We start from the raw sequence: 20,282 nt of genomic DNA on the forward strand, positions 1-20,282 counted from the left end.
GCCGCTTCAATCCGGATCGAAGGCGCGATAGCCCAGCCGGGGCTCGCGGATCAGCACCAGCAGCGCCAGTGCCGCAAAAACCGCACTGGTAGGCCACACCAGCGTCGCGGGCGGTCGCTCGCTGACCGCGAGCAGCATCATCAGCAGGCAGAGGTGGAACAGCACCGCCGGCCCGAGCGCGCCCTTCGCCCGGAAGGTGAGCCAGGCCATCATGATGCCGCTGCTCATCGTGAAGCTCGCGAACTCGAGGAAGCTGAGCCCGGTCGGGAAGATCAGCTGCTGGAGGCCGGGGATCAGAAAGGCCGGCAGGTGCCACAGCGACCAGGCGGCTGCCATCAACACCGCCGCGACGCGCGGGCCATAGCGCGCGGCGGCGCGCTCCAGCCCGTACCCGCGCCAGCCGAGCTCCTCTCCGAGCGGGCCTGAGACCAGCGTGGTGGCGATGAACAGCAGCAGGCGGCCCGGCCCGACGTCGCTCAGTGCTTCAAACGAATAGGGCCCGATCGCCCAGCCGATCAGCGCGCCGACGAATTCGGCGCCCAGGGGGATCGCCGCCGCGAGCGCGAGCCAGAGCGTTCCGGGCCATTTCCAGAGCCGGCGCAGGAGGCGCCATGCGCCCTCGCGGCCGCCGGTGCGCCAGGCGAGCACGAGTCCGGCGAGCGAGGGTCCCCAGACGGCGACATAGCTCGTGACCATCGTGGCGGTGGAGGGGCTGCCTTTCGCAGCCATCGGATCGACGAGCCAGAAGAAGCCGGCGAACGCCCAGGTGAAGGCGAAGGCGAGAAGGATGAAGGACCAGGGACGGAGGGCAGGCGGGGCGGGCGGGGCAAGCATCGTTCGGGGAACGCACGAACGGTGGTTTGGCTCGCCCGGAAAGGGCGAAAAAAGAAGGGCCGCCGCCCGGCATCCCGAGCGGCGGCCCAATCTTCGTCGGTTCCGAAGCTTATGCTTCGTCGCGGTTCAGATACTCGCCCGCGGCCTCGTCGCTGCCGTCGCCGGAGACTTCGACCTTCTCCAGCGCATCCGAGGTGACGCGTGCGTCGTTCGGATCCTGCGCCAGTTCGGCGGCATGCTCTTCCTCGCGCGAGTTCGGAGCAATCAGCGCTTCCTGCAGCTTGCGCTGCTGGACGCGCAGTGCCGCGTCGCGCGACGTGGCCGCCACGCGCAGTCGGTTCATGCCCGCGCCGGTGCCCGCCGGGATGAGCCGGCCGACGATGACGTTCTCCTTGAGGCCGATCAGCGTGTCCTGCTTGCCCTGGACCGCCGCCTCGGTGAGGACGCGGGTGGTCTCCTGGAACGACGCCGCCGAGATGAAGCTGCGGGTCTGCAGCGACGCCTTGGTGATGCCGAGCAGAACCGGCTTGCCCTGGGCCGGAGCCTGGTTCTTCGCCAGCTTCGAGTTGACCTCGTCCATCTCCGACCGGTCGAGCTGTTCGCCGACCAGCAGCGTGGTGTCGCCGCTTTCGGTGATCTCGACCTTCTGCAGCATCTGGCGAACGATCACCTCGATGTGCTTGTCGTTGATCTTCACGCCCTGAAGTCGATAGACTTCCTGGATTTCCGACACGAGATATTCCGCCAGCGGCTCGATGCCGAGCACTTCGAGAATGTCGTGCGGATCGGGGCTGCCGCCGATCAGGTTGTCGCCACGCTTGACGTAGTCGCCTTCCTGAACGTCGATCACCTTCGACTTGGGCACCAGATACTCGACGACCTCGCCGCCGTCCTCGGGCTGGATGCCGATCTTGCGCTTGGCCTTATAGTCCTTGCCGAACACCACGCGGCCGGAGACCTTCGCGATGATGGCATTTTCCTTGGGCTTGCGCGCCTCGAACAGCTCGGCGACGCGCGGCAGACCGCCGGTGATGTCGCGCGTCTTGGCCGATTCACGAGCGACACGGGCAAGCACGTCGCCGCCTTGCACCTGTGCGCCGTCCTCGACCGAGATCACTGCACCCGGCTGGAGCATGTAGCGACCTGCCTCCTCGGCGCTTTCGCCGGTGAGAGTGAGGCGCGGACGCAGATCCTCCTTGGCCTTGGCGGCACCGCGGTATTCGGTGACGACGCGCTGGGCGATGCCCGTTGCTTCGTCGACCTGCTCGGTGAGCGTCTTGCCATCGATCAGGTCCTGGTACTTCACGACACCCGGGTTTTCCGTGATCACCGGTGCGGTGAACGGATCCCATTCGGCCATCCGATCGCCCTTGGACACGATGTGCCCGTCGTCGAACATCAGATAGGCACCATAGGGGATGCGGTGCACCGCGCGCTCGCGGCCTTCCTCGTCGAGGATCGCCAGCTCGCCCGAACGGCTCAGTACGACGCGGCGGCCGCGCTGATCCTGGATGACGCGCAGATCGCGGAACTCGACCTTGCCGTCGGCCGGAGCCTCGAGGTTGGACTGTTCGTTGAGCTGCGCCGCACCGCCGATGTGGAAGGTGCGCATCGTGAGCTGCGTGCCCGGCTCGCCGATCGACTGGGCGGCGATGACGCCCACCGCTTCGCCGATGTTCACCGGCGTACCGCGGGCGAGATCACGCCCGTAGCACTTGCCGCAAACGCCGATCTTCGCTTCGCAGACGAGCGGCGAGCGGATCTTCACGCCCTGAACGCCGATCGATTCGATCTGCGCGACCATCGGCTCGTCGAGCAACGTGCCGGTGGGGATCACCACTTCGTTGGTCTTGCTGTCGACGATGTCCTCGGCCGTGGTGCGGCCCAGGATACGCTCGCCGAGCGACGCGATGGTCGAGCCGCCCTGCACGATCGCCTTCATCTCCAGCGCGCGCTGGGTGCCGCAATCCTCCTCCATGACGACGCAGTCCTGCGACACGTCGACCAGGCGGCGGGTCAGATACCCCGAGTTCGCCGTCTTGAGCGCGGTGTCGGCCAGGCCCTTGCGGGCGCCGTGAGTCGAGTTGAAGTATTCAAGGACGGTCAGGCCTTCCTTGAAGTTCGAGATGATCGGCGTCTCGATGATCTCGCCCGACGGCTTGGCCATCAGGCCGCGCATGCCGGCGAGCTGCTTGATCTGCGCCTGCGAACCGCGGGCACCCGAGTGGGCCATCATGTAGATCGAGTTGATCGGCTTTTCGCGGCCGGCATTCTCGCCGTCCTCGAACCGCTTCACCGCCTTGATCTCGTCCATCATGGCGCTCGCCACCTGGTCGCCGCAGCGGCTCCAGGCGTCGATCACCTTGTTGTACTTCTCCTGCTGCGTGATCAGGCCGTCCTGATACTGCTGCTCGTAATCCTTCACGAGCGCACGCGTTTCCTCGACCATTCCCTCCTTGGCGGCGGGGATGATCATGTCGTCCTTGCCGAACGAGATGCCGGCCTTGAACGCGTGCTGGAAGCCGAGCGTCATGATGCCGTCGGCGAACAGAACCGTCTCCTTCTGGCCGGTGTGACGATAGACCTCGTCGATCACGTCGCCGACGTCCTTCTTGGTCAGCAGGCGGTTGATCGTCTCGAACGGCACGCGGTGCGACTTGGGCAGCTTCTCGGCGAGGAGCATGCGGCCGGGGGTCGTCTCGACGCGCTTGAGATATTCGTTGCCGTCCTCGTCGGTCTGCGGAACGCGGGCAGTGATCTTGGTGTGCAGCGTCACGGCGCCGGTATCGAGCGCGTGATGCACCTCGGCCATGTCGCCCAGGATCATGCCTTCGCCCGGCTCGCCTTCCTTCTCCATCGAGAGATAGTAGAGGCCCAGCACCATGTCCTGCGACGGCACGATGATCGGCTTGCCGTTCGCGGGGCTGAGGATGTTGTTGGTCGACATCATCAGCACGCGCGCTTCCAGCTGCGCCTCGAGGCTCAGCGGAACGTGCACGGCCATCTGGTCACCGTCGAAGTCGGCGTTGAACGCCGAGCAGACGAGCGGGTGGAGCTGGATCGCCTTGCCTTCGATCAGCACCGGCTCGAACGCCTGGATGCCGAGACGGTGAAGCGTCGGCGCGCGGTTCAGAAGCACGGGGTGCTCGCGAATGACTTCGTCGAGGATGTCCCAGACTTCCTTGCGCTCCTTCTCGACCCACTTCTTCGCCTGCTTGAGGGTCATCGAAAGACCCTTGGCGTCGAGGCGCGCGTAGATGAACGGCTTGAACAGCTCAAGCGCCATCTTCTTGGGCAGGCCGCATTGGTGCAGCTTCAACTCCGGACCGGTCACGATGACCGAACGACCCGAATAGTCGACGCGCTTGCCGAGCAGGTTCTGGCGGAAGCGGCCCTGCTTGCCCTTGAGCATGTCGGACAGCGACTTGAGCGGACGCTTGTTCGCACCGGTGATGGTGCGGCCGCGGCGGCCGTTGTCGAACAGCGCATCGACGGCTTCCTGCAGCATGCGCTTTTCGTTGCGGACGATGATGTCCGGCGCGCGCAGCTCCATCAGCCGCTTGAGGCGGTTGTTACGGTTGATCACGCGGCGATAGAGGTCGTTCAGATCCGAGGTCGCGAAGCGGCCGCCGTCCAGCGGGACCAGCGGGCGCAGTTCGGGCGGGATGACGGGAACGACGTCGAGGATCATCCATTCGGGGCGGTTGCCCGATTCCAGGAAGCTCTCGACGACCTTGAGCCGCTTGATGATCTTCTTGGGCTTGAGCTCGGACTTGGTGACCGCGAGTTCCTCGAGCAGCTCCTTGCGCTCGTTCTCGAGGTCGAGATCCATGAGCATGATCTTGACCGCCTCGGCGCCGATGCCGGCGGAGAAGGCGTCCTCGCCATATTCATCCTGCGCATCGAGCAGCTCGTCCTCGGTGAGGAGCTGGAACTTCTCGAGCGGAGTCAGGCCCGGCTCGGTGACGATGTAGCTCTCGAAGTACAGCACGCGCTCGAGCTGCTTCAACTGCATGTCGAGCAGCAGGCCGATGCGCGAGGGCAGCGACTTCAGGAACCAGATGTGCGCGACGGGGGCGGCGAGCTCGATATGCCCCATCCGCTCGCGGCGGACCTTCGACACCGTGACTTCGACGCCGCACTTTTCGCAGACGATGCCCTTGTACTTCATGCGCTTGTACTTGCCGCACAGGCATTCATAGTCCTTGATCGGACCGAAGATGCGCGCGCAGAACAGGCCGTCACGCTCGGGCTTGAACGTGCGATAGTTGATCGTCTCGGGCTTCTTGATCTCGCCGAACGACCAGCTGCGGATGCGGTCAGGCGACGCAATGCCGATCTGGATCTGGTCGAAGGTTTCCGGCTTGGCCACCGGGTTCGCGAAATTGGTCAGTTCGTTCATTTCTTGGTCCTTCCAACTCCCCTCCCGCGCGCGGGAGGGGAAGGGGCCCAGGCGAAGCCTGGGAAGGGGTGGGCACCCGGTCTCAGCCATTCACTCCGCTACAGGCCGGGAGCCCACCCCCCGGCCCCCTCCCGCATGCAGGAGGGGGAGTGTCGTTCTTACTCCGCCGCCTCGGGCAGCTCGCCGATATCGTCCTCGTCCTCGTGGTTCTTCAGTTCCACGTTGAGGCCCAGCGAGCGCATTTCCTTGACGAGCACGTTGAAGCTCTCGGGAATGCCGGCCTCGAAGGTGTCGTCGCCCTTGACGATCGCCTCATAGACCTTGGTGCGGCCGACCACGTCGTCGGACTTCACCGTCAGCATCTCCTGCAGCGTGTAGGCGGCGCCGTACGCCTGAAGCGCCCACACCTCCATCTCGCCGAAGCGCTGGCCGCCGAACTGCGCCTTGCCGCCCAGCGGCTGCTGGGTGACGAGGCTGTACGGCCCAATCGAACGCGCGTGGATCTTGTCGTCGACCAGGTGGTGCAGCTTGAGCACATATTTGTAGCCCACCGTCACCTTGCGGTCGAAGGCGTCGCCGGTCCGTCCGTCGAACAGCGTCACCTGACCCGAATCATCGAGCCCGGCCAGCTTCAGCATCGCCGACACATCGGCCTCGACCGCGCCGTCGAACACCGGCGTGCCCATCGGGACGCCCGCGCGGACATTCTCGGCCAGATCGACGATCTGATCGGTCGACCGCTGCTCGATCTCGTCGGCATAGCTGTCGCCATAGACCTCCTTGAGCAGCCCCTTCACCGCTTCGGGCGGCTCGCCCGGCTGCGGGTTCGGGTTCGCCTCGCGCCACGCGTCGAGCGCGGCACCGATCTTCCGGCCCAGGCCGCGCGCGGCCCAGCCCAGATGCGTCTCGAAGATCTGCCCGACGTTCATGCGCGAGGGCACGCCCAACGGGTTGAGCACGAAATCGACCGGGGTGCCGTCTTCGAGGAACGGCATGTCCTCCTGCGGCAGGATGCGGCTGATGATTCCCTTGTTGCCGTGGCGGCCGGCCATCTTGTCGCCCGGCTGAAGCTTGCGCTTCACCGCGACGAATACCTTGACCATCTTGAGCACGCCCGGTGGGAGCTCGTCGCCACGCTCCAGCTTCTCGCGCCGATCGTGGAACTTGTCCGTGATCTTCTTGGCAGCCTCGTCGTACTGGGCCTTCACCGCTTCGAGGTTCGACTGCATCGCGTCGTCCTGAACGGCGAACTTCCACCATTCGTGACGATCGACCGAATCGAGCAGATCCTCGTCGATTACCGAACCCTTCTTGATGCCCTTGGGCGCGGCCGTGGCGGTCTGCCCCAGCAGCATTTCCTTCAGGCGCGACCAGGTGGCGCGATTGAGGATCGCGCGCTCGTCGTCCGAGTCCTTCTTCAGGCGCTCGATCTCCTCGCGCTCGATCGCCATCGCGCGCTCGTCCTTGTCGATGCCGTGGCGATTGAACACGCGCACTTCGACGACGGTGCCGGCAACGCCGGGGGGCAGGCGCAGCGACGTGTCGCGCACGTCCGACGCCTTTTCCCCGAAGATGGCGCGGAGGAGCTTTTCCTCCGGAGTCATCGGGCTTTCGCCCTTGGGCGTGATCTTGCCCGCGAGGATGTCGCCCGGCTCCACTTCGGCGCCGATGTAGACGATGCCCGCCTCGTCGAGGTTGCGCAGCGCTTCCTCGCCGACGTTCGGGATGTCGCGGGTGATGTCCTCCGGCCCGAGCTTGGTGTCGCGGGCCATGACCTCGAATTCCTCGATATGGATCGAGGTGAAGACGTCGTCCTTCACGATGCGTTCGCTGATGAGGATCGAGTCCTCATAGTTGTAGCCGTTCCACGGCATGAACGCGACGAGCACGTTGCGCCCCAGCGCCAGCTCGCCGAACTCGGTCGAGGGACCATCGGCGATGATGTCGCCGGCGTTCACCAGATCGCCCACCTTCACCAGCGGGCGCTGGTTGATGCAGGTGTTCTGGTTCGAACGCTGGAACTTCATCAGCGTGTAGATGTCCACGCCCGATTCGTTCGCATCGACTTCGCCGGTGGCGCGAACCACGATACGGGCCGCGTCGACCTGATCGACCACGCCGGCACGCTTGGCCGAGATCGCGGCGCCCGAATCGCGGGCCACCGTCTCTTCCATGCCGGTGCCGACGAACGGCGCCTCGGCGCGGACGAGCGGCACCGCCTGGCGCTGCATGTTCGAGCCCATGAGCGCGCGGTTGGCGTCGTCATTCTCGAGGAAGGGGATCAGCGAAGCCGCGACCGACACGAGCTGCTTGGGGCTCACGTCCATCAGCGTGATCGTCTCGCGCATCGCCATCAGGAACTCGCCGGCCTGACGGGCCGAGACGATTTCCTCGACGAAGCTGCCGTCCTCGTTCAGCTCGGCATTAGCCTGGGCGATCGTGTGCTTCGCCTCTTCCATCGCCGAGAGATAGACGACTTCCTGCGACACCTTGCCGTCGATCACGCGACGATAGGGCGTTTCGATGAAGCCGTACTTGTTCACGCGGCTGAACGTCGCGAGCGAGTTGATCAGACCGATGTTCGGCCCCTCGGGCGTTTCGATCGGGCAGATACGACCATAATGCGTCGGGTGAACGTCGCGCACCTCGAAGCCCGCGCGCTCACGCGTCAGGCCGCCCGGCCCGAGCGCCGAGACGCGACGCTTGTGCGTCACTTCGGAGAGCGGGTTGGTCTGATCCATGAACTGCGAGAGCTGCGACGAACCGAAGAACTCGCGCACCGCGGCGACAGCGGGCTTGGCGTTGATCAGGTCGTTCGGCATCACCGTCGACACGTCGACCGAGCTCATGCGCTCCTTCACGGCGCGCTCCATGCGGAGCAGGCCGACGCGATACTGGTTCTCGAGCAGCTCGCCCACCGAACGCACGCGGCGGTTGCCGAGATTGTCGATATCGTCGACTTCCCCCTTGCCGTCCTTCAGGCCGACGAGCGTCTTCACCACCGCGAGGATATCCTCGGTGCGCAGCGTCGTCACCGTATCCGGGCAATCGAGCTCGAGGCGCATGTTGAGCTTGACGCGGCCCACGGCCGAAAGGTCGTAGCGCTCGGGATCGAAGAACAGGCCGGCGAACAGCGCCTCGGCGGTTTCCAGCGTCGGCGGCTCGCCAGGGCGCATCACGCGATAGATGTCGGACAGCGCCTGCTCGCGCTCCTCGGCCTTGTCGACCGCGAGCGTGTTGCGGATCCACGGGCCGGTCGAGACATGGTCGATGTCGAGCAGCTCGACGCGATCGATGCCCGCCTTGTCCAGCTTCTCCAGATTCTCGGCGGAAACCTCGTCGCCCGCCTCGATATAGATCTCGCCGGTGGACTCGTTGATGAGGTCATAGGCCGAATAGCGGCCGAAGATCTCCTCGGTGGGGATCAGCAGCGCCTCGAGACCGTCCTTGGCGGCCTTGTTCGCCGCGCGCGGGCTGATCTTCTGCCCGGCGGGGAACACGACTTCGCCCGACTTGGCATCGACGATGTCGAACATCGGCTTCGAGCCGCGCCAGTTCTCGGGCGCGAACGGAATCTGCCAGCCGTCGGGACCGCGCACGAAAGTGACGGTGTTGTAGAAATAGTTGAGGATTTCCTCGGAGTTGAGGCCGAGGGCATAGAGCAGCGTCGTCACCGGCAGCTTGCGCTTGCGATCGATGCGGACGTTGACGATGTCCTTCGCGTCGAACTCGAAATCGAGCCACGAGCCGCGATAGGGGATGACGCGCGCGGCAAAGAGATACTTGCCCGAAGCATGCGTCTTGCCGCGATCGTGATCGAACAGCACGCCCGGCGACCGGTGCATCTGCGAGACGATGACGCGCTCGGTGCCGTTGATGATGAAAGTGCCGTTGTCGGTCATCAACGGCATGTCGCCCATATAGACGTCCTGCTCCTTGATATCGAGCACGGAGCGGGCTTCCGTATCGGGATCGACCTCGAACACGATGAGGCGCAGGGTGACGCGCATCGGCGCGGCATAGGTGATGCCGCGCTGGCGGCATTCCTCGGTGTCGAACTTGGGCGGCTCGAGCTCGTAGTTGACGAAGTCGAGCTCGGCCGTGCCGGCGAAGTCGCGGATCGGAAACACCGAGCGCAGCGTCTTCTCGAGCCCCGAGACATAGTCGATCGAGGGGTCGGACCGCAGGAACTGTTCGTAGGATTCGCGCTGAACCTCGATCAGGTTCGGCATCTGCACCACTTCGTGGATGTCGCCGAACACCTTGCGGATGCGGCGCTTCAGCGTGCCGCCCTCGATTGCCTTGGTTGCCATGGGTATGGATCGCCTCGCTCAGGTCAAAACTCGTCCCGGATTGCTGCCGGGGCAGGCGCATTCCAACGCGAAAAAGCCGCAAGTCTTCCGGTTTGGAAAACAGCAGCTTTCAGCGACTTGTCGGAACCTCCGCGATCCATCCGTCCGGTGCACTGCGCGACGGCGCACCATTTCTCGATCGTGAAGTTGGAAACGGGGATATAGGGAGCGGGGAGCGGCGTGTCAAACAGGGTCGCGACGCCCGACCTGTCACCGAAATACCACCGCCCAGTCATTTCCGCGTCGCAACGAAATTGTCGCTGCGGTGCAGCGCAACTGTCATTGTTCCACCCCAAGGGGCCCTCCGCAACCCACGGAGGAAACAGTGAAGAACAAGAAACTCGGGATCGTGCTCGCGCTTATGGGGTCCGTTTCGGCGACTGCGGTGCAGGCGCAGGACGCGGCGAGCCCTGCGGGCGGCCAGGTCGACGCCAACGAGATCGTCGTCACCGCGCAGAAGGTCGAGCAGCGCGCCGTCGACGTGCCGATCACCATCTCCGCGGTCACTGCCGAGCGCATGGAGCAGCTCGGCGTGGACGACCTCGACGAACTGGCGAACTATATCCCCGGGCTCAACGTCCAGGAGCAGAGCGCCAACAACCCCGGCATCGTGATCCGCGGCATCACTTCGGACAGCGGCTCGGCACAGCAGGCCGCGCGCGTCACCCTCTATTACAACGGCATCGACATCTCGCGCTCGCGCGGCTCGTACCAGGCGATCTACGACCTTGATCGCGTCGAAGTCATCAAGGGTCCGCAGGCGACGCTGTTCGGCACCGCATCGGCGGTGGGTGCGATCAGCATCATCTCGGCGCGTCCGCGTCCCGGTTTCTCGGGCGAACTGACCGGCGGCATCGGCAATTATGACGAGCGGCTGCTTGCCGGGCACCTGAACGCGGGCAGCGACGTGATCGCCGGCCGAGTCGCCTTCGAATGGAAGCAGCGCGACGGCTATGTCGAGAATCTCTCCGACACGCAGGACGATCTCTATGCGCAGGACCAGCTCGGCGTTCGCGCATCGCTCCGCTTCACGCCGTCCGATGCGCTGACGCTCGACCTGATCGGTACCTATGACCGCCAGCGCAACAGCGGCACGCCGTTCATTTCGGGCAACTTCCCGACCTCGGCGGGACCGGCGAACGTGTTCGGCCCGGCCAACCTGTCGGGCTCGCCCGTTTCCGAAGCGGCGCTGGGCGCGGCGGAGCTGGGCCTCGACCGCGACGTCTATGACGTGAACCTGACGCTCGCCTATGAGTTCGACGAGGGTTGGACCTTCACCACCGTCAATGGCTATCGCGAGTTCGACTCGCTCGAGATCTTCGACGCCGACGGCTCGGCCGCCTGGTATCTCGAATTCGCCGAGGGCGCCTATGGCTGGCAGGCGAGCCATGAATCGCGCTTCACCTATACCGACACCAACGTCCGCGCGAATTTCGGCTGGAACTTCTTCCATGAGGACGGCCGCCAGGAAGTGCCCTTCTCGAGCGAGGAAGGCATCTTCCTTCAGTGCACCGCGCGGCTCGTTCCGGGCCTGCCCTGCATCGCGCCCGACGGCACGGTAGCCGCTGCCGCGGCGACGGCGCTGATCACGGGCGGTGCGGCGACGGTGCTGCCGTACCGCTCGATCTTCGGCAATGTCGGTGTCAACGACAGCTATTCGGTGTTCGGCGACCTGACCTGGTTCGTGACGCCGCGGCTCGAGCTGACCGCGGGCGTGCGCGCGCTGATCGAGCAGCGCAAGTCGGGCTTCTTCGCCGACGTTCCGAACACGGTGATCACCGGCGGGCCGCTGATCCCCAGCCAGCGCGACACCAACGGCACGATCTGGAGCCAGGACAGCTTCCAGGCATTCCTGCCGCGTTTCAACGCGCTCTATCGCGTCACCGACGCGGTGAACGTCTTCGCGACGATTTCCAAGGGCCGCCGTTCGCCGTCGGTCAGCGTCGGCGCCACCTCCGTGTCGGTGGTCCCCGAGGAGACGGTGTGGAACTATGAAGCCGGCGTGAAGGCCGCGACCGGCATCGTTTCGGGCTCGCTCGGCGTCTATTACCAGAAGTATGACGACTTCCAGGTCTCGCGCATCGTCAGCGATCCCAACGATCCTTCGGGCCGACCGGTCGGCTCGACCGTCACCGAAAGCGCCGGCTCGGCGAGCAACCTCGGCGTCGAGGCCGAAGTGCAGGTGCGCCCGACCAACTGGCTGAGCGTGTTCGGCAATATCGGCTATATCGACGGCGGTATCGACGACGAAGCGGCGAACGGGATCTACGCCGGCGATCGCTTCCGGCTCCAGCCCGAAGTACAGGCGGCGGCCGGTTTCACCATCGACGCGCCGCTCGGCAACGGACTGCGCGTGTTCGCCACGCCCAGCGTCACCTATCGCAGCAAGATCTACTTCGAGACGCCGAACAGCGAAGCGCTCTCGCAGGAAGGCGTCACGCTGGTGAACGCGCGTGCGGGCGTGAGCTTCGCCGACGAGCGGATCGAGATCGCGGGCTATGTCCGCAATCTCACCGACGAGGACTATCTGCTCGACGCCGGCAACACCGGCGGTTCGTTCGGCTATCCCACCTTCATCCCGGCCGAGCCGCGCTTCTATGGCGTGGCGGTGACGGGTCGCTTCTAAAGGGGGAGAGGCGCCGCGCGGCCGCAAGGTCGCGCGGCGCCTCTTTATTCGAGGTTCCGAACGCCTCCCGAGCATGGGGTGGCGCGCTCGGCCTAACGGCCGCTGCGCCCAAGCACTTCGTCGATCCGCGCGGCCAATTCGGCGTCGGGCTCGCGCGCGCGCGCTTCGAGCAGCGCCTCCACAGCATCGGCCGGCCAGCGATCCGCACCCCAGCGCTCCAACGTGCGCAGCGCCATATAGCGTGCGCGCATCAGCCGCCCGGAAAGCGCGATGCGCACCAGATCCCAACCGGTCCCGGGGAAGCGATCGAGCTCCTGCACCAGCGTGGCGAGGGCATCGTCTTCCGCCGTTTCGGGCGCGAAGCTCTTCTCCAGTCCCGGCCCCGATCCGATCGCCGACAGGTCGCAGCGCGCGCGTGCCACATCCAGCAGCCGTTCGACCCGCGCGGGATCATCGGTCTGCATCAGCTCCAGCCAATCCTCGCCGCGCCTGTCGATCAGCCGCTCGTACCGCCGTAGCCACACGTCGAGCCCGCATGCCGCGCCGACGCGGCACGCCTGCCAGAAATCGGACGGATCCTCGGAAACGCTGAGTCCCTCGGCGACGCTGCGCCAGTGCGGCCGGGCCAGATAGTCGGCCGTCGCGACCGCGAGCGAGCGCAGGTCCGCGTCGGTCCAGCCATCCGGCGGCGCGGGGTTGCGCTGCTCGGCGTGCAGCGCCTGTCGCATCGCATCAACGGTCAGAAAGCGCCGCAGCACCGTCAGCGGAGAGGCGGAGAGGTGGCGCAGATAATCGGCAACCGCCTGCGCGCCTCCCGGCTCCTCGAAATAGCCGATGCCCGAATCCGGGTGCACCAGGTTTCCGATCAGCTCGGTCAGCGAGTCGAGCATCGGCTCGTCGAGCGTGGGACGGGCAAGCGCCTCGAACAGCCCCCCGATCTCCGCGCACTCGGCGGCGATCTCGTCCGCCATCATCGTTCGGTGTCCGTCGCGCAGCAGCCAGTCGCGAATGTCCGGGTCGGTGGCGCCCCACAACCGGCGGATCGCCTGGACGCGGCCCCAGCCGCCCGAGCCGCGCGCAATGGCGTAGACTGCGCGGTGCGGGTCTGGGGCCAGCTTCGCCGCGGCCACGGTGGCGAACAGCGTCAGTTCGGGCCATCGCGCGAGCAGCGACAGCAGGGGCAGGTCGTCGGCTGTCCCATAATAGCCGAGCAGGACGATCGCGAGCTTGACCGAGCTGGGATGCGGCGAGCGGCGGGCGAGGCTGCGCGCGACATTGGCGGCGGCCTCGGGTGCGAGCGCTTCGCCCCGGATGCGCTCGATCAGCGCGTCGGCGATCGTGACGGCGCCGGTCTCGGCCCAGAGCGCATCGAGATGCGCCAGCGCGTCGGGAGAGGGGTGGCGCACGGCCCGGCCGAATGCGGCTGCGGCGGCGCGCACGGCGGTCTGCGCGGCGCTGTCGTCGCGTTGGTGGAAGCTGGCGTCGGCCAGCCCAGGCGCCAGGCGAAGCGTGCCGGTATCGCGATCGTCATGCGGGATGCGCACCGCGCCCTCGGCCCGCTCCGCCGCGGCGTGCGCGATCTGGTCGTGAATCGCGCGCGGCGGGCTCATGGCGCAAGGATTGCCCAGCCAAAGGCGCCGCGCAAGAAAAAGGGGCGGCCCGTTTCCGGACCGCCCCTCTTTTTCTTCGCCGCGTACGGCGTCGAGATTACTTGAGCTCGACGGTGCCGCCGGCTTCCTCGATCTGCTTCTTGAGCTTCTCGGCCTCGTCCTTCGACACGCCTTCCTTGACGGCCTTCGGCGCGCCTTCGACGAGCGCCTTGGCTTCGGTCAGGCCCAGGCCGGTGATGGCGCGGACTTCCTTGATGACGTTGATCTTCTTGCCACCGTCGCCGGTGAGGATCACGTCGAACTCGTCCTTCACTTCTTCGGCCGGAGCCGCACCGCCGCCGCCGGCCGGGCCGGCAACCGCAACCGCCGCAGCGGCCGAGACGCCCCACTTCTCTTCGAGCAGCTTCGAAAGCTCGGCAGCTTCGAGAACGGTCAGCTCGGAGAGCTGGTCAACAAGAGCATTCAGGTCAGCCATTTGAGTTTCCTTCGGTAAATCGGTTCAAAAACAGGGATGCAGTCGCGAAAGCCTTATGCGGCTTCCTTGGCGCCATAGGCACCGAACACACGCGCCAGCTGGCCCGCCGGTGCCTGAGTGACCGACGCGAGCTTCTGCGCCGGAGCCTGGACCAGGCCGACGATCTTCGCGCGCAGTTCATCAAGCGACGGGAGCTCTGCGAGCGCCTTCACGCCATTCACGTCGAGCAGGGTGCTGCCCATCGCGCCGCCGACGACCTCGAGCTTTTCGTTGGTCTTGGCGAAATCCACGACCACCTTGGCGGCGGCAACGGGATCGACGGATGTGGCAAGCGCCGTCGGACCGGTCAGCAGGTCGGCGAGACCCGCATAATCGGTGCCGTCGATCGCGATCTTGGCAAGACGGTTCTTCGCGACCTTATAGGTGGCGCCGGCATCGCGCATCTTATTGCGGAGGTCCGTGGACTGGGCCACGGTCATCCCGAGGTTGCGGGTGATGACCACCACGCCGACCCCGTTGAAGGTGCGGTTCAGCTCGGCAACAGATTCGGCTTTTTGGGCGCGATCCATGCCGTTCTCCTCATCATGCTCCGGCACGAGCCGGAGCGGTTACGCCGGGAACGGGCGGATGCCGCGTTCCCAAATCGTCCGAGGGGCATGATCGTCGCGGCCAGAGGCATCCCTGGCTGACCCGGACGCTCCATCGCACGGAAGCTGCCGGTAAATCCTTCCCCGTCTTGGCGAGAAATCAAGACCGGCAGATTCCGGTCACTCGCTGTCTCGGACGGCAACGCCGGCAGGGCAGGGCCCGGCCGGCGAAGGCGCGCTGATAGCGTGAACCGGCGAAAAGTCAATCGCCGGCGCGGCGGATCAGTTCGCCGGCTGCTCCAAAGGAGCGTCGTTCGCCGGCACGCTGCGATCGACGCGGGTCGTCATCCCGGTCGCGGCGGCATCGTCAAGCAGTTGCTCGTCGGTGGTCAGCTCGCCGCGCGAGGGGATTTCGACCGGTGCGGCGTCTGCTGCAGGCGCCTCGGGAAGCGTGAAATTGTCCATCGGTTCGGCGAGCATCGGCTCTTCGGTATTCGCGGTTTCGACGATCGTCTCGATGTTCATCTCCTCGCTTTCCACCTCAGCGGGCTCGGAGGAGCAGGCGGCGAGCGAAAGCGCGGCGAACGACGCCAGGACGAGCGGCAGACGGACGGAACGAAGCATCGAAGTCTCCTCAGTTGGCAGCGAGCTGCTGGGCGGCGCGGCGCTCGATCTTCGCGGCGAGCATGCGGTCCCAGTCATAAGGGTCGTCGAGGAACACCATCCCGCCGTCGGGCGTGGCATAGGCGGTCCAGTAGAGCAGGTACACGGGCACCGATGCGGTCAGCTCGGCGCGCGTCGTCTCGCCGGAGGCGATGGTCGCGTCGATCGCTTCGGGCTGCCAGTCGGGATTGTCGGCCAGCAGCATCCGCGCGAGCGCCGCCGGGCGGGCGAGCCGCACGCAGCCGTGGCTGGCGAGGCGGTCCTGCCGGTCGAACGCCGCCTGGGCAGGCGTGTCGTGGAGATAGACCGCATAGGGATTGGGGAAGTCGAACTTGTAGCGGCCGAGCGCACTCAGATCGCCCGCGCGCTGCTGAAGCCGCGAATTGCCATTGCCCAGATCGATCACGCGAAAGCCGTTGCGCGCCAGATAGCCGGGATTGCTCCGTTCCTTTGGCCACAGTTCGGCATTGGCGATCGAGGTCGGCACGTTCCACGGCGGATTGAGGACCACGCTGTGGATCTCGGAGCGCAGCATCGGCGTCTCGTGCCCGGGGGCGCCCGTGACCGCGCGCATCGAACCGGTCGGACGATCCTCGTCGAATACGGTGAGCACCGCGGCGGCGATGTTCACCTGAATGCGGCGCGGCTGGAGCTCGCGCGGCATCCAGCGCCAGCGCTCCATGTTCGCCATGATCTGGCGGATGCGCTCGGCAACCGGCTTGTTGAGCGCCCGCAGCGTGCGGCCGCCGGCGATCCCGTCCTGACCCAGGCCGTAGCGCGCCTGGGCGCGCTTCACTGCTTCGGTGAGCTCCGCGTCGAAGACCTGGCCGGTGACGACCACCTGCGCGTCCTCGACCGCGAGCCGCGTGCGCAGCGCCTGAACGCGTGCGCCCGTATCGCCTTCGCGCAGCGGCGCGCCAGCGGGGATTTCGCGCCAGCCACCGCTCGCCTCGACCTGGCGGTACCGCGCGAGGCCGTCGCGCAGCCCGTCGTAGCCGGCATAGGGCGGCGGCAGCGCGCGCAGCCATTGTTCGAGCCGGTTCTGGGCGACTGCCTCGGCAAAGGCGAGGAGAGGATCATAGGGATCGGGGCGCAGGCCCCAGTCGGACTGGAAATCCTCGGCAGCGAGGCGTCCCGAATGGACCGCCCGGGCATAGTCGAGCGCGGCGCGCACGAGAGCGTCCCCCGCCAGGGGTTGCCGCGCGTCGGTCGGGCCGTAGCGCAGGCCCTGGCGATGGTGGAGATCGGCCAGCAGCGCCGACAGCTCGACTGCCTGTTGCGCGCTCAGGGCCGGGAGCGGGCGCGGTGCCACGGCGGCGGGGGTCATCCCCGCCGGCGATCCCGGCAGCGGCTGGACGAGCGGTGTAGGGGAGGGAGCCGGCGCCGGGCGCGCGGTCTGCGCCGACGTCGGCAACGCGAGGCCGATCCCGCCGGCGGCGGTCAGGGCGAGAAACGTGGATCGGGTGATCCGGGGCATCCAATCAAGTCCTTCTGAACAGCCTGAACGGCGACGGCGTGCTTCCCACCATAAAGCGGCTTGCTGTTTGCTGAAAGCAGCATCGCCGTGCTCCTGTCACAGCCGGTGTCGGCGAGATAGCGGCTTTGTACGCTATCCGCGCGATACCCACATGAGCGCGTTGCGCGACTCCCTGTCCAGGGGCGATGCCTGGCTGCGTACCCTGCTGAAACGAAAAGGGCCGGGATCGCTCCCGGCCCTTTCCTATCTTCGGCTGATGCGGCCTCAGGCGGCGCTGACTTCCGCCACATCGACCTTCACGCCCGGGCCCATCGAGCTCGAGAGCGCGATCTTGCGGACGTACTTGCCCTTGGCGCCCGACGGCTTGGCCTTGACCACCGCATCGACCAGCGCGTCGAAGTTGGCGCGCAGATCTTCGGTCGGGAAGCTCGCCTTGCCGATGCCGGAATGAATGATGCCGGCCTTTTCGACGCGATATTCGACCTGGCCGCTCTTGGCGTCCTTGACCGCCTTGGCCACGTCCATCGTCACCGTGCCGAGCTTCGGGTTCGGCATCAGTCCCTTGGGCCCCAGCACCTTGCCGAGACGGCCGACGATGCCCATCATGTCGGGCGTGGCGATGCAGCGATCGAAATCGATCGTGCCGCCCTGAATGGTTTCCATCAGGTCTTCGGCGCCGACGATATCGGCACCGGCGGCCTGCGCCTCCTCGGCCTTGGCGCCGCGCGCGAACACCGCGACCTTCACGTCCTTGCCCGTGCCCTTGGGCAGGTTGACGACGCCGCGGACCATCTGGTCGGCGTGGCGCGGATCGACGCCCAGGTTCATCGCGACTTCGATCGTCTCGTCGAACTTGGCGTTGGCATGGTCCTTGATGAGCTTGAGCGCTTCATCGACGCCGTACAGCTTCTCGCGGTCGACGGTCCATGCCTGCTGCTTCTTGGTCTGCTTCGCCATGATCTCAGCCCTCCACCACTTCGAGGCCCATCGCGCGGGCGGAGCCTTCGATGATCTTGGTCGCGGCCTCGAGATCGTTGGCGTTCAGGTCCTTCATCTTCACTTCGGCGATCTCGGTCAGCTTCGACCGTGCGATCTTGCCCGCGGAAACCTTGCCCGGCTCCTTCGAGCCCGACTTCAGGTTCGCCGCCTTCTTGATGAGGAAGGTGGCCGGCGGCGTCTTCGTCTCGAACGAGAAGCTGCGGTCGGCGTAGACGGTGATGATCGTGGGGATCGGCATGCCTTTTTCGAGCTCGCCGGTCGCCGCGTTGAACGCCTTGCAGAATTCCATGATGTTCACGCCGCGCTGACCCAGCGCAGGGCCGATCGGCGGCGAGGGGTTTGCGGCGCCCGCAGGCACCTGCAGCTTGATATAGCCGGTAATCTTCTTTGCCATTGCTCTCACTCTGTCACGGGGCAGCCGGCAGTGCGGCCGCCCGGTTCAAGTTCAGCGGTCCAAGCGGCCCGAGCCTAAACGGCCCCGCCTCCCGCAGTTCCATTGCCGATGCTCCGGAAGCGCGCGCGTCTAGCGCAAAGCCGGCGCCGAAGCAACTGCGCAAGGCGACGGGAGACTTGTCGACTGCTACACGTTCGGCAGCCATTGGAACCGAGTGGAGTGGACTTTATGAATCGCCGTATCGCCAGCCTGACGATCCTTGCCGCCGCAACCTGCGCTGCCGCTCCGGTCGCAGCACAGGATCGGGACGGAGGCGACCGCTGGCGCGTCGGCGTGGGCCCGCAACTCACGCCGAGCTATCCCGGTGCCGATACGCTGAGCCTCGGCCCGTTCTTCGTTGTCGACCGCAGCGACGACGGCGGGCCGCTCGAATTCGAGGCGCCGGACGAATCGACTGGCTTCGCGGTGCTGGAGACGGGCGGTTTCGCCTTCGGGCCTTCAATCGGATTCGAAGGGTCCCGCAAGCCCGAGGATGTCGGCGCCGCAGTCGACGAGGTCGGGTTTACCTTCGAACTCGGCGGGTTCGTCGAATATCGGTTCGACGCGCCGGTTCGGTTGCGGCTCGAGGCGCGGCGCGGCCTCGGCGGTCACAAGGGCTGGGTGGGCGTGGCGAGCGCCGACTATATCCTGCGCGAGGGCGACAAATGGCTGTTTTCGGCAGGGCCGCGCGTCACGCTGGCCGACGAGAGCTACCATGAGGCCTATTTTGGCGTCTCGCCTGCCGCCGCGGCGCGCACCGGCTTGCCCGAATTTGACTCGGACGGCGGCGTCCATGCGGTCGGCGCCGCGGCCGGTTATCTGACGCAGCTGAGCCCGCGCTGGGGGATCTACGGTTATGTCCGCTACGATCGGCTGGTCGGCGCCGCGGCCGATTCGCCGCTGGTGCGCAGCTATGGTTCGCGCGACCAGTTCTTCGGCGGCGCCACGCTGACCTACAGCTTCGGGCGCGGCATCGACTGAGATCGAACGGAAAGAGGCCGGCGCCTCGCGGCACCGGCCTCTTTCGAACGTTGCCCTGCCGGCGATTACTTCGAGCGCTCGACCTGTTCGAAATCGAGCTCGACCGGCGTTGCGCGGCCGAAGATGCTGACGCTGACCTTGACCTTCGACTTGTCGAAGTCGAGCTCTTCGACGATGCCGTTGAAGCTGGCGAACGGGCCGTCGAGCACCTTTACGCTGTCGCCGATCTCGTAATCGACCTTGACCTGCTGCTTCGGCGCGGCGGCGGCTTCCTCCTTGGTGTTGAGGATGCGCGCGGCCTCGGCCTCGCTGATCGGCTGCGGCTTGCCCGACGAGCCGAGGAAGCCGGTCACCTTCGGCGTGTTCTTCACCAGGTGATAGACGTCGTCGTTCATCTCGAGCTTCGCGAGCACATAGCCGGGAAAGAACTTGCGCTCGGACTGGACCTTCTTGCCCCGGCGGACCTCGGTGACGGTCTCGGTCGGAACCTCGACATTCTCGACCAGCTGCTCGAGACCCATGCGGGTTGCCTCGGACATGATCGCGTCACGAACCTTGTTCTCGAAGCCCGAATAGGCGTGGATGATGTACCAGCGCGACATTGGATTCCCTGTTTATTCGGCCAGCGCCAGAAGCGCGCCGACGATCGCGTCGAAGACCGAGTCGATCCCGAAGAAGAAGAGCGCGAGCAGCGTCGTCATGATCATCACCATCACGCCGGTCATGATCGTTTCGCGGCGCGACGGCCAAACGACCTTCGCGGTCTCGGCGCGCACCTGGCGCATGAATTCGACGGGAGAGGTTTTCGCCACAGTCTCTGCTCGCTTCTCTTCGTGCGACTGC

At 66.1% G+C, this 20,282-nt stretch carries 14 protein-coding genes; 2 read left to right on the plus strand and 12 right to left on the minus strand.

Features of this window, described 5'->3' with window-relative positions; all coding sequences use genetic code 11:
* Positions 1-6: 6 nt before the first annotated feature.
* The 3 genes from H7V21_RS00275 to rpoB form a co-directional block, all read right to left on the minus strand.
* On the minus strand, positions 7-834 hold the full coding sequence (locus H7V21_RS00275; RefSeq protein WP_188054670.1) for a CPBP family intramembrane glutamic endopeptidase: 828 nt from the start codon (positions 832-834) through the stop codon (positions 7-9).
* Positions 835-943: 109 nt separating this feature from the next.
* Positions 944-5,236 (minus strand): DNA-directed RNA polymerase subunit beta', encoded by a 4,293-nt coding sequence (gene rpoC, locus H7V21_RS00280; protein ID WP_188054671.1) that lies wholly within the window; start codon positions 5,234-5,236, stop codon positions 944-946.
* A gap of 158 nt (positions 5,237-5,394) precedes the next feature.
* Positions 5,395-9,549, minus strand: a complete 4,155-nt coding sequence (gene rpoB, locus H7V21_RS00285; RefSeq protein ID WP_188054672.1) for a DNA-directed RNA polymerase subunit beta — start codon at positions 9,547-9,549, stop codon at positions 5,395-5,397.
* Positions 9,550-9,949: 400 nt separating this feature from the next.
* On the opposite strand from rpoB, the gene H7V21_RS00290 reads away from it, so the two are divergent.
* Positions 9,950-12,214 carry a TonB-dependent receptor gene (locus H7V21_RS00290; protein ID WP_188056272.1) on the plus strand — a complete coding sequence of 755 codons (2,265 nt, stop codon included), beginning with the start codon at positions 9,950-9,952 and terminating at the stop codon, positions 12,212-12,214.
* Positions 12,215-12,306: 92 nt separating this feature from the next.
* On the opposite strand, the gene H7V21_RS00295 is transcribed toward H7V21_RS00290, so the two are convergent.
* The 7 genes from H7V21_RS00295 to rplK form a co-directional block, all read right to left on the minus strand.
* Positions 12,307-13,824 carry a hypothetical protein gene (locus H7V21_RS00295; RefSeq protein WP_188054673.1) on the minus strand — a complete coding sequence of 506 codons (1,518 nt, stop codon included), beginning with the start codon at positions 13,822-13,824 and terminating at the stop codon, positions 12,307-12,309.
* A 97-nt stretch (positions 13,825-13,921) separates the two neighbouring features.
* Positions 13,922-14,299, minus strand: a complete 378-nt coding sequence (gene rplL, locus H7V21_RS00300) for a 50S ribosomal protein L7/L12 (protein ID WP_188054674.1) — start codon at positions 14,297-14,299, stop codon at positions 13,922-13,924.
* A gap of 53 nt (positions 14,300-14,352) precedes the next feature.
* Positions 14,353-14,868, minus strand: a complete 516-nt coding sequence (rplJ, locus tag H7V21_RS00305) for a 50S ribosomal protein L10 (protein WP_188054675.1) — start codon at positions 14,866-14,868, stop codon at positions 14,353-14,355.
* Positions 14,869-15,168: 300 nt separating this feature from the next.
* Positions 15,169-15,510 (minus strand): hypothetical protein, encoded by a 342-nt coding sequence (locus tag H7V21_RS00310; protein WP_188054676.1) that lies wholly within the window; start codon positions 15,508-15,510, stop codon positions 15,169-15,171.
* Between the two features lie 10 nt (positions 15,511-15,520).
* Positions 15,521-17,026, minus strand: a complete 1,506-nt coding sequence (locus tag H7V21_RS00315; protein WP_188054677.1) for a murein L,D-transpeptidase — start codon at positions 17,024-17,026, stop codon at positions 15,521-15,523.
* Between the two features lie 264 nt (positions 17,027-17,290).
* Positions 17,291-17,983, minus strand: coding sequence for a 50S ribosomal protein L1 (rplA, locus tag H7V21_RS00320; RefSeq protein ID WP_188054678.1), 693 nt, complete (start codon positions 17,981-17,983; stop codon positions 17,291-17,293).
* 4 nt (positions 17,984-17,987) lie between these two features.
* A complete protein-coding gene (gene rplK / locus H7V21_RS00325; protein ID WP_188054679.1) occupies positions 17,988-18,419 on the minus strand; it encodes a 50S ribosomal protein L11 in 432 nt (143 codons plus the stop codon).
* Between the two features lie 228 nt (positions 18,420-18,647).
* Between rplK and H7V21_RS00330 the strand changes: the two genes are divergently transcribed.
* Positions 18,648-19,439 (plus strand): MipA/OmpV family protein, encoded by a 792-nt coding sequence (locus tag H7V21_RS00330; RefSeq protein WP_188054680.1) that lies wholly within the window; start codon positions 18,648-18,650, stop codon positions 19,437-19,439.
* Between the two features lie 65 nt (positions 19,440-19,504).
* On the opposite strand, the gene nusG is transcribed toward H7V21_RS00330, so the two are convergent.
* Positions 19,505-20,041, minus strand: coding sequence for a transcription termination/antitermination protein NusG (nusG, locus tag H7V21_RS00335; RefSeq protein WP_188054681.1), 537 nt, complete (start codon positions 20,039-20,041; stop codon positions 19,505-19,507).
* Between the two features lie 12 nt (positions 20,042-20,053).
* Positions 20,054-20,251 (minus strand): preprotein translocase subunit SecE, encoded by a 198-nt coding sequence (secE, locus tag H7V21_RS00340; protein ID WP_188054682.1) that lies wholly within the window; start codon positions 20,249-20,251, stop codon positions 20,054-20,056.
* Between the last annotated feature and the right edge of the window lie 31 nt (positions 20,252-20,282).

It is taken from the genome of Sphingosinithalassobacter sp. CS137, assembly GCF_014334115.1.
In the GTDB taxonomy this organism is placed as follows: Bacteria; Pseudomonadota; Alphaproteobacteria; order Sphingomonadales; family Sphingomonadaceae; genus Sphingomonas.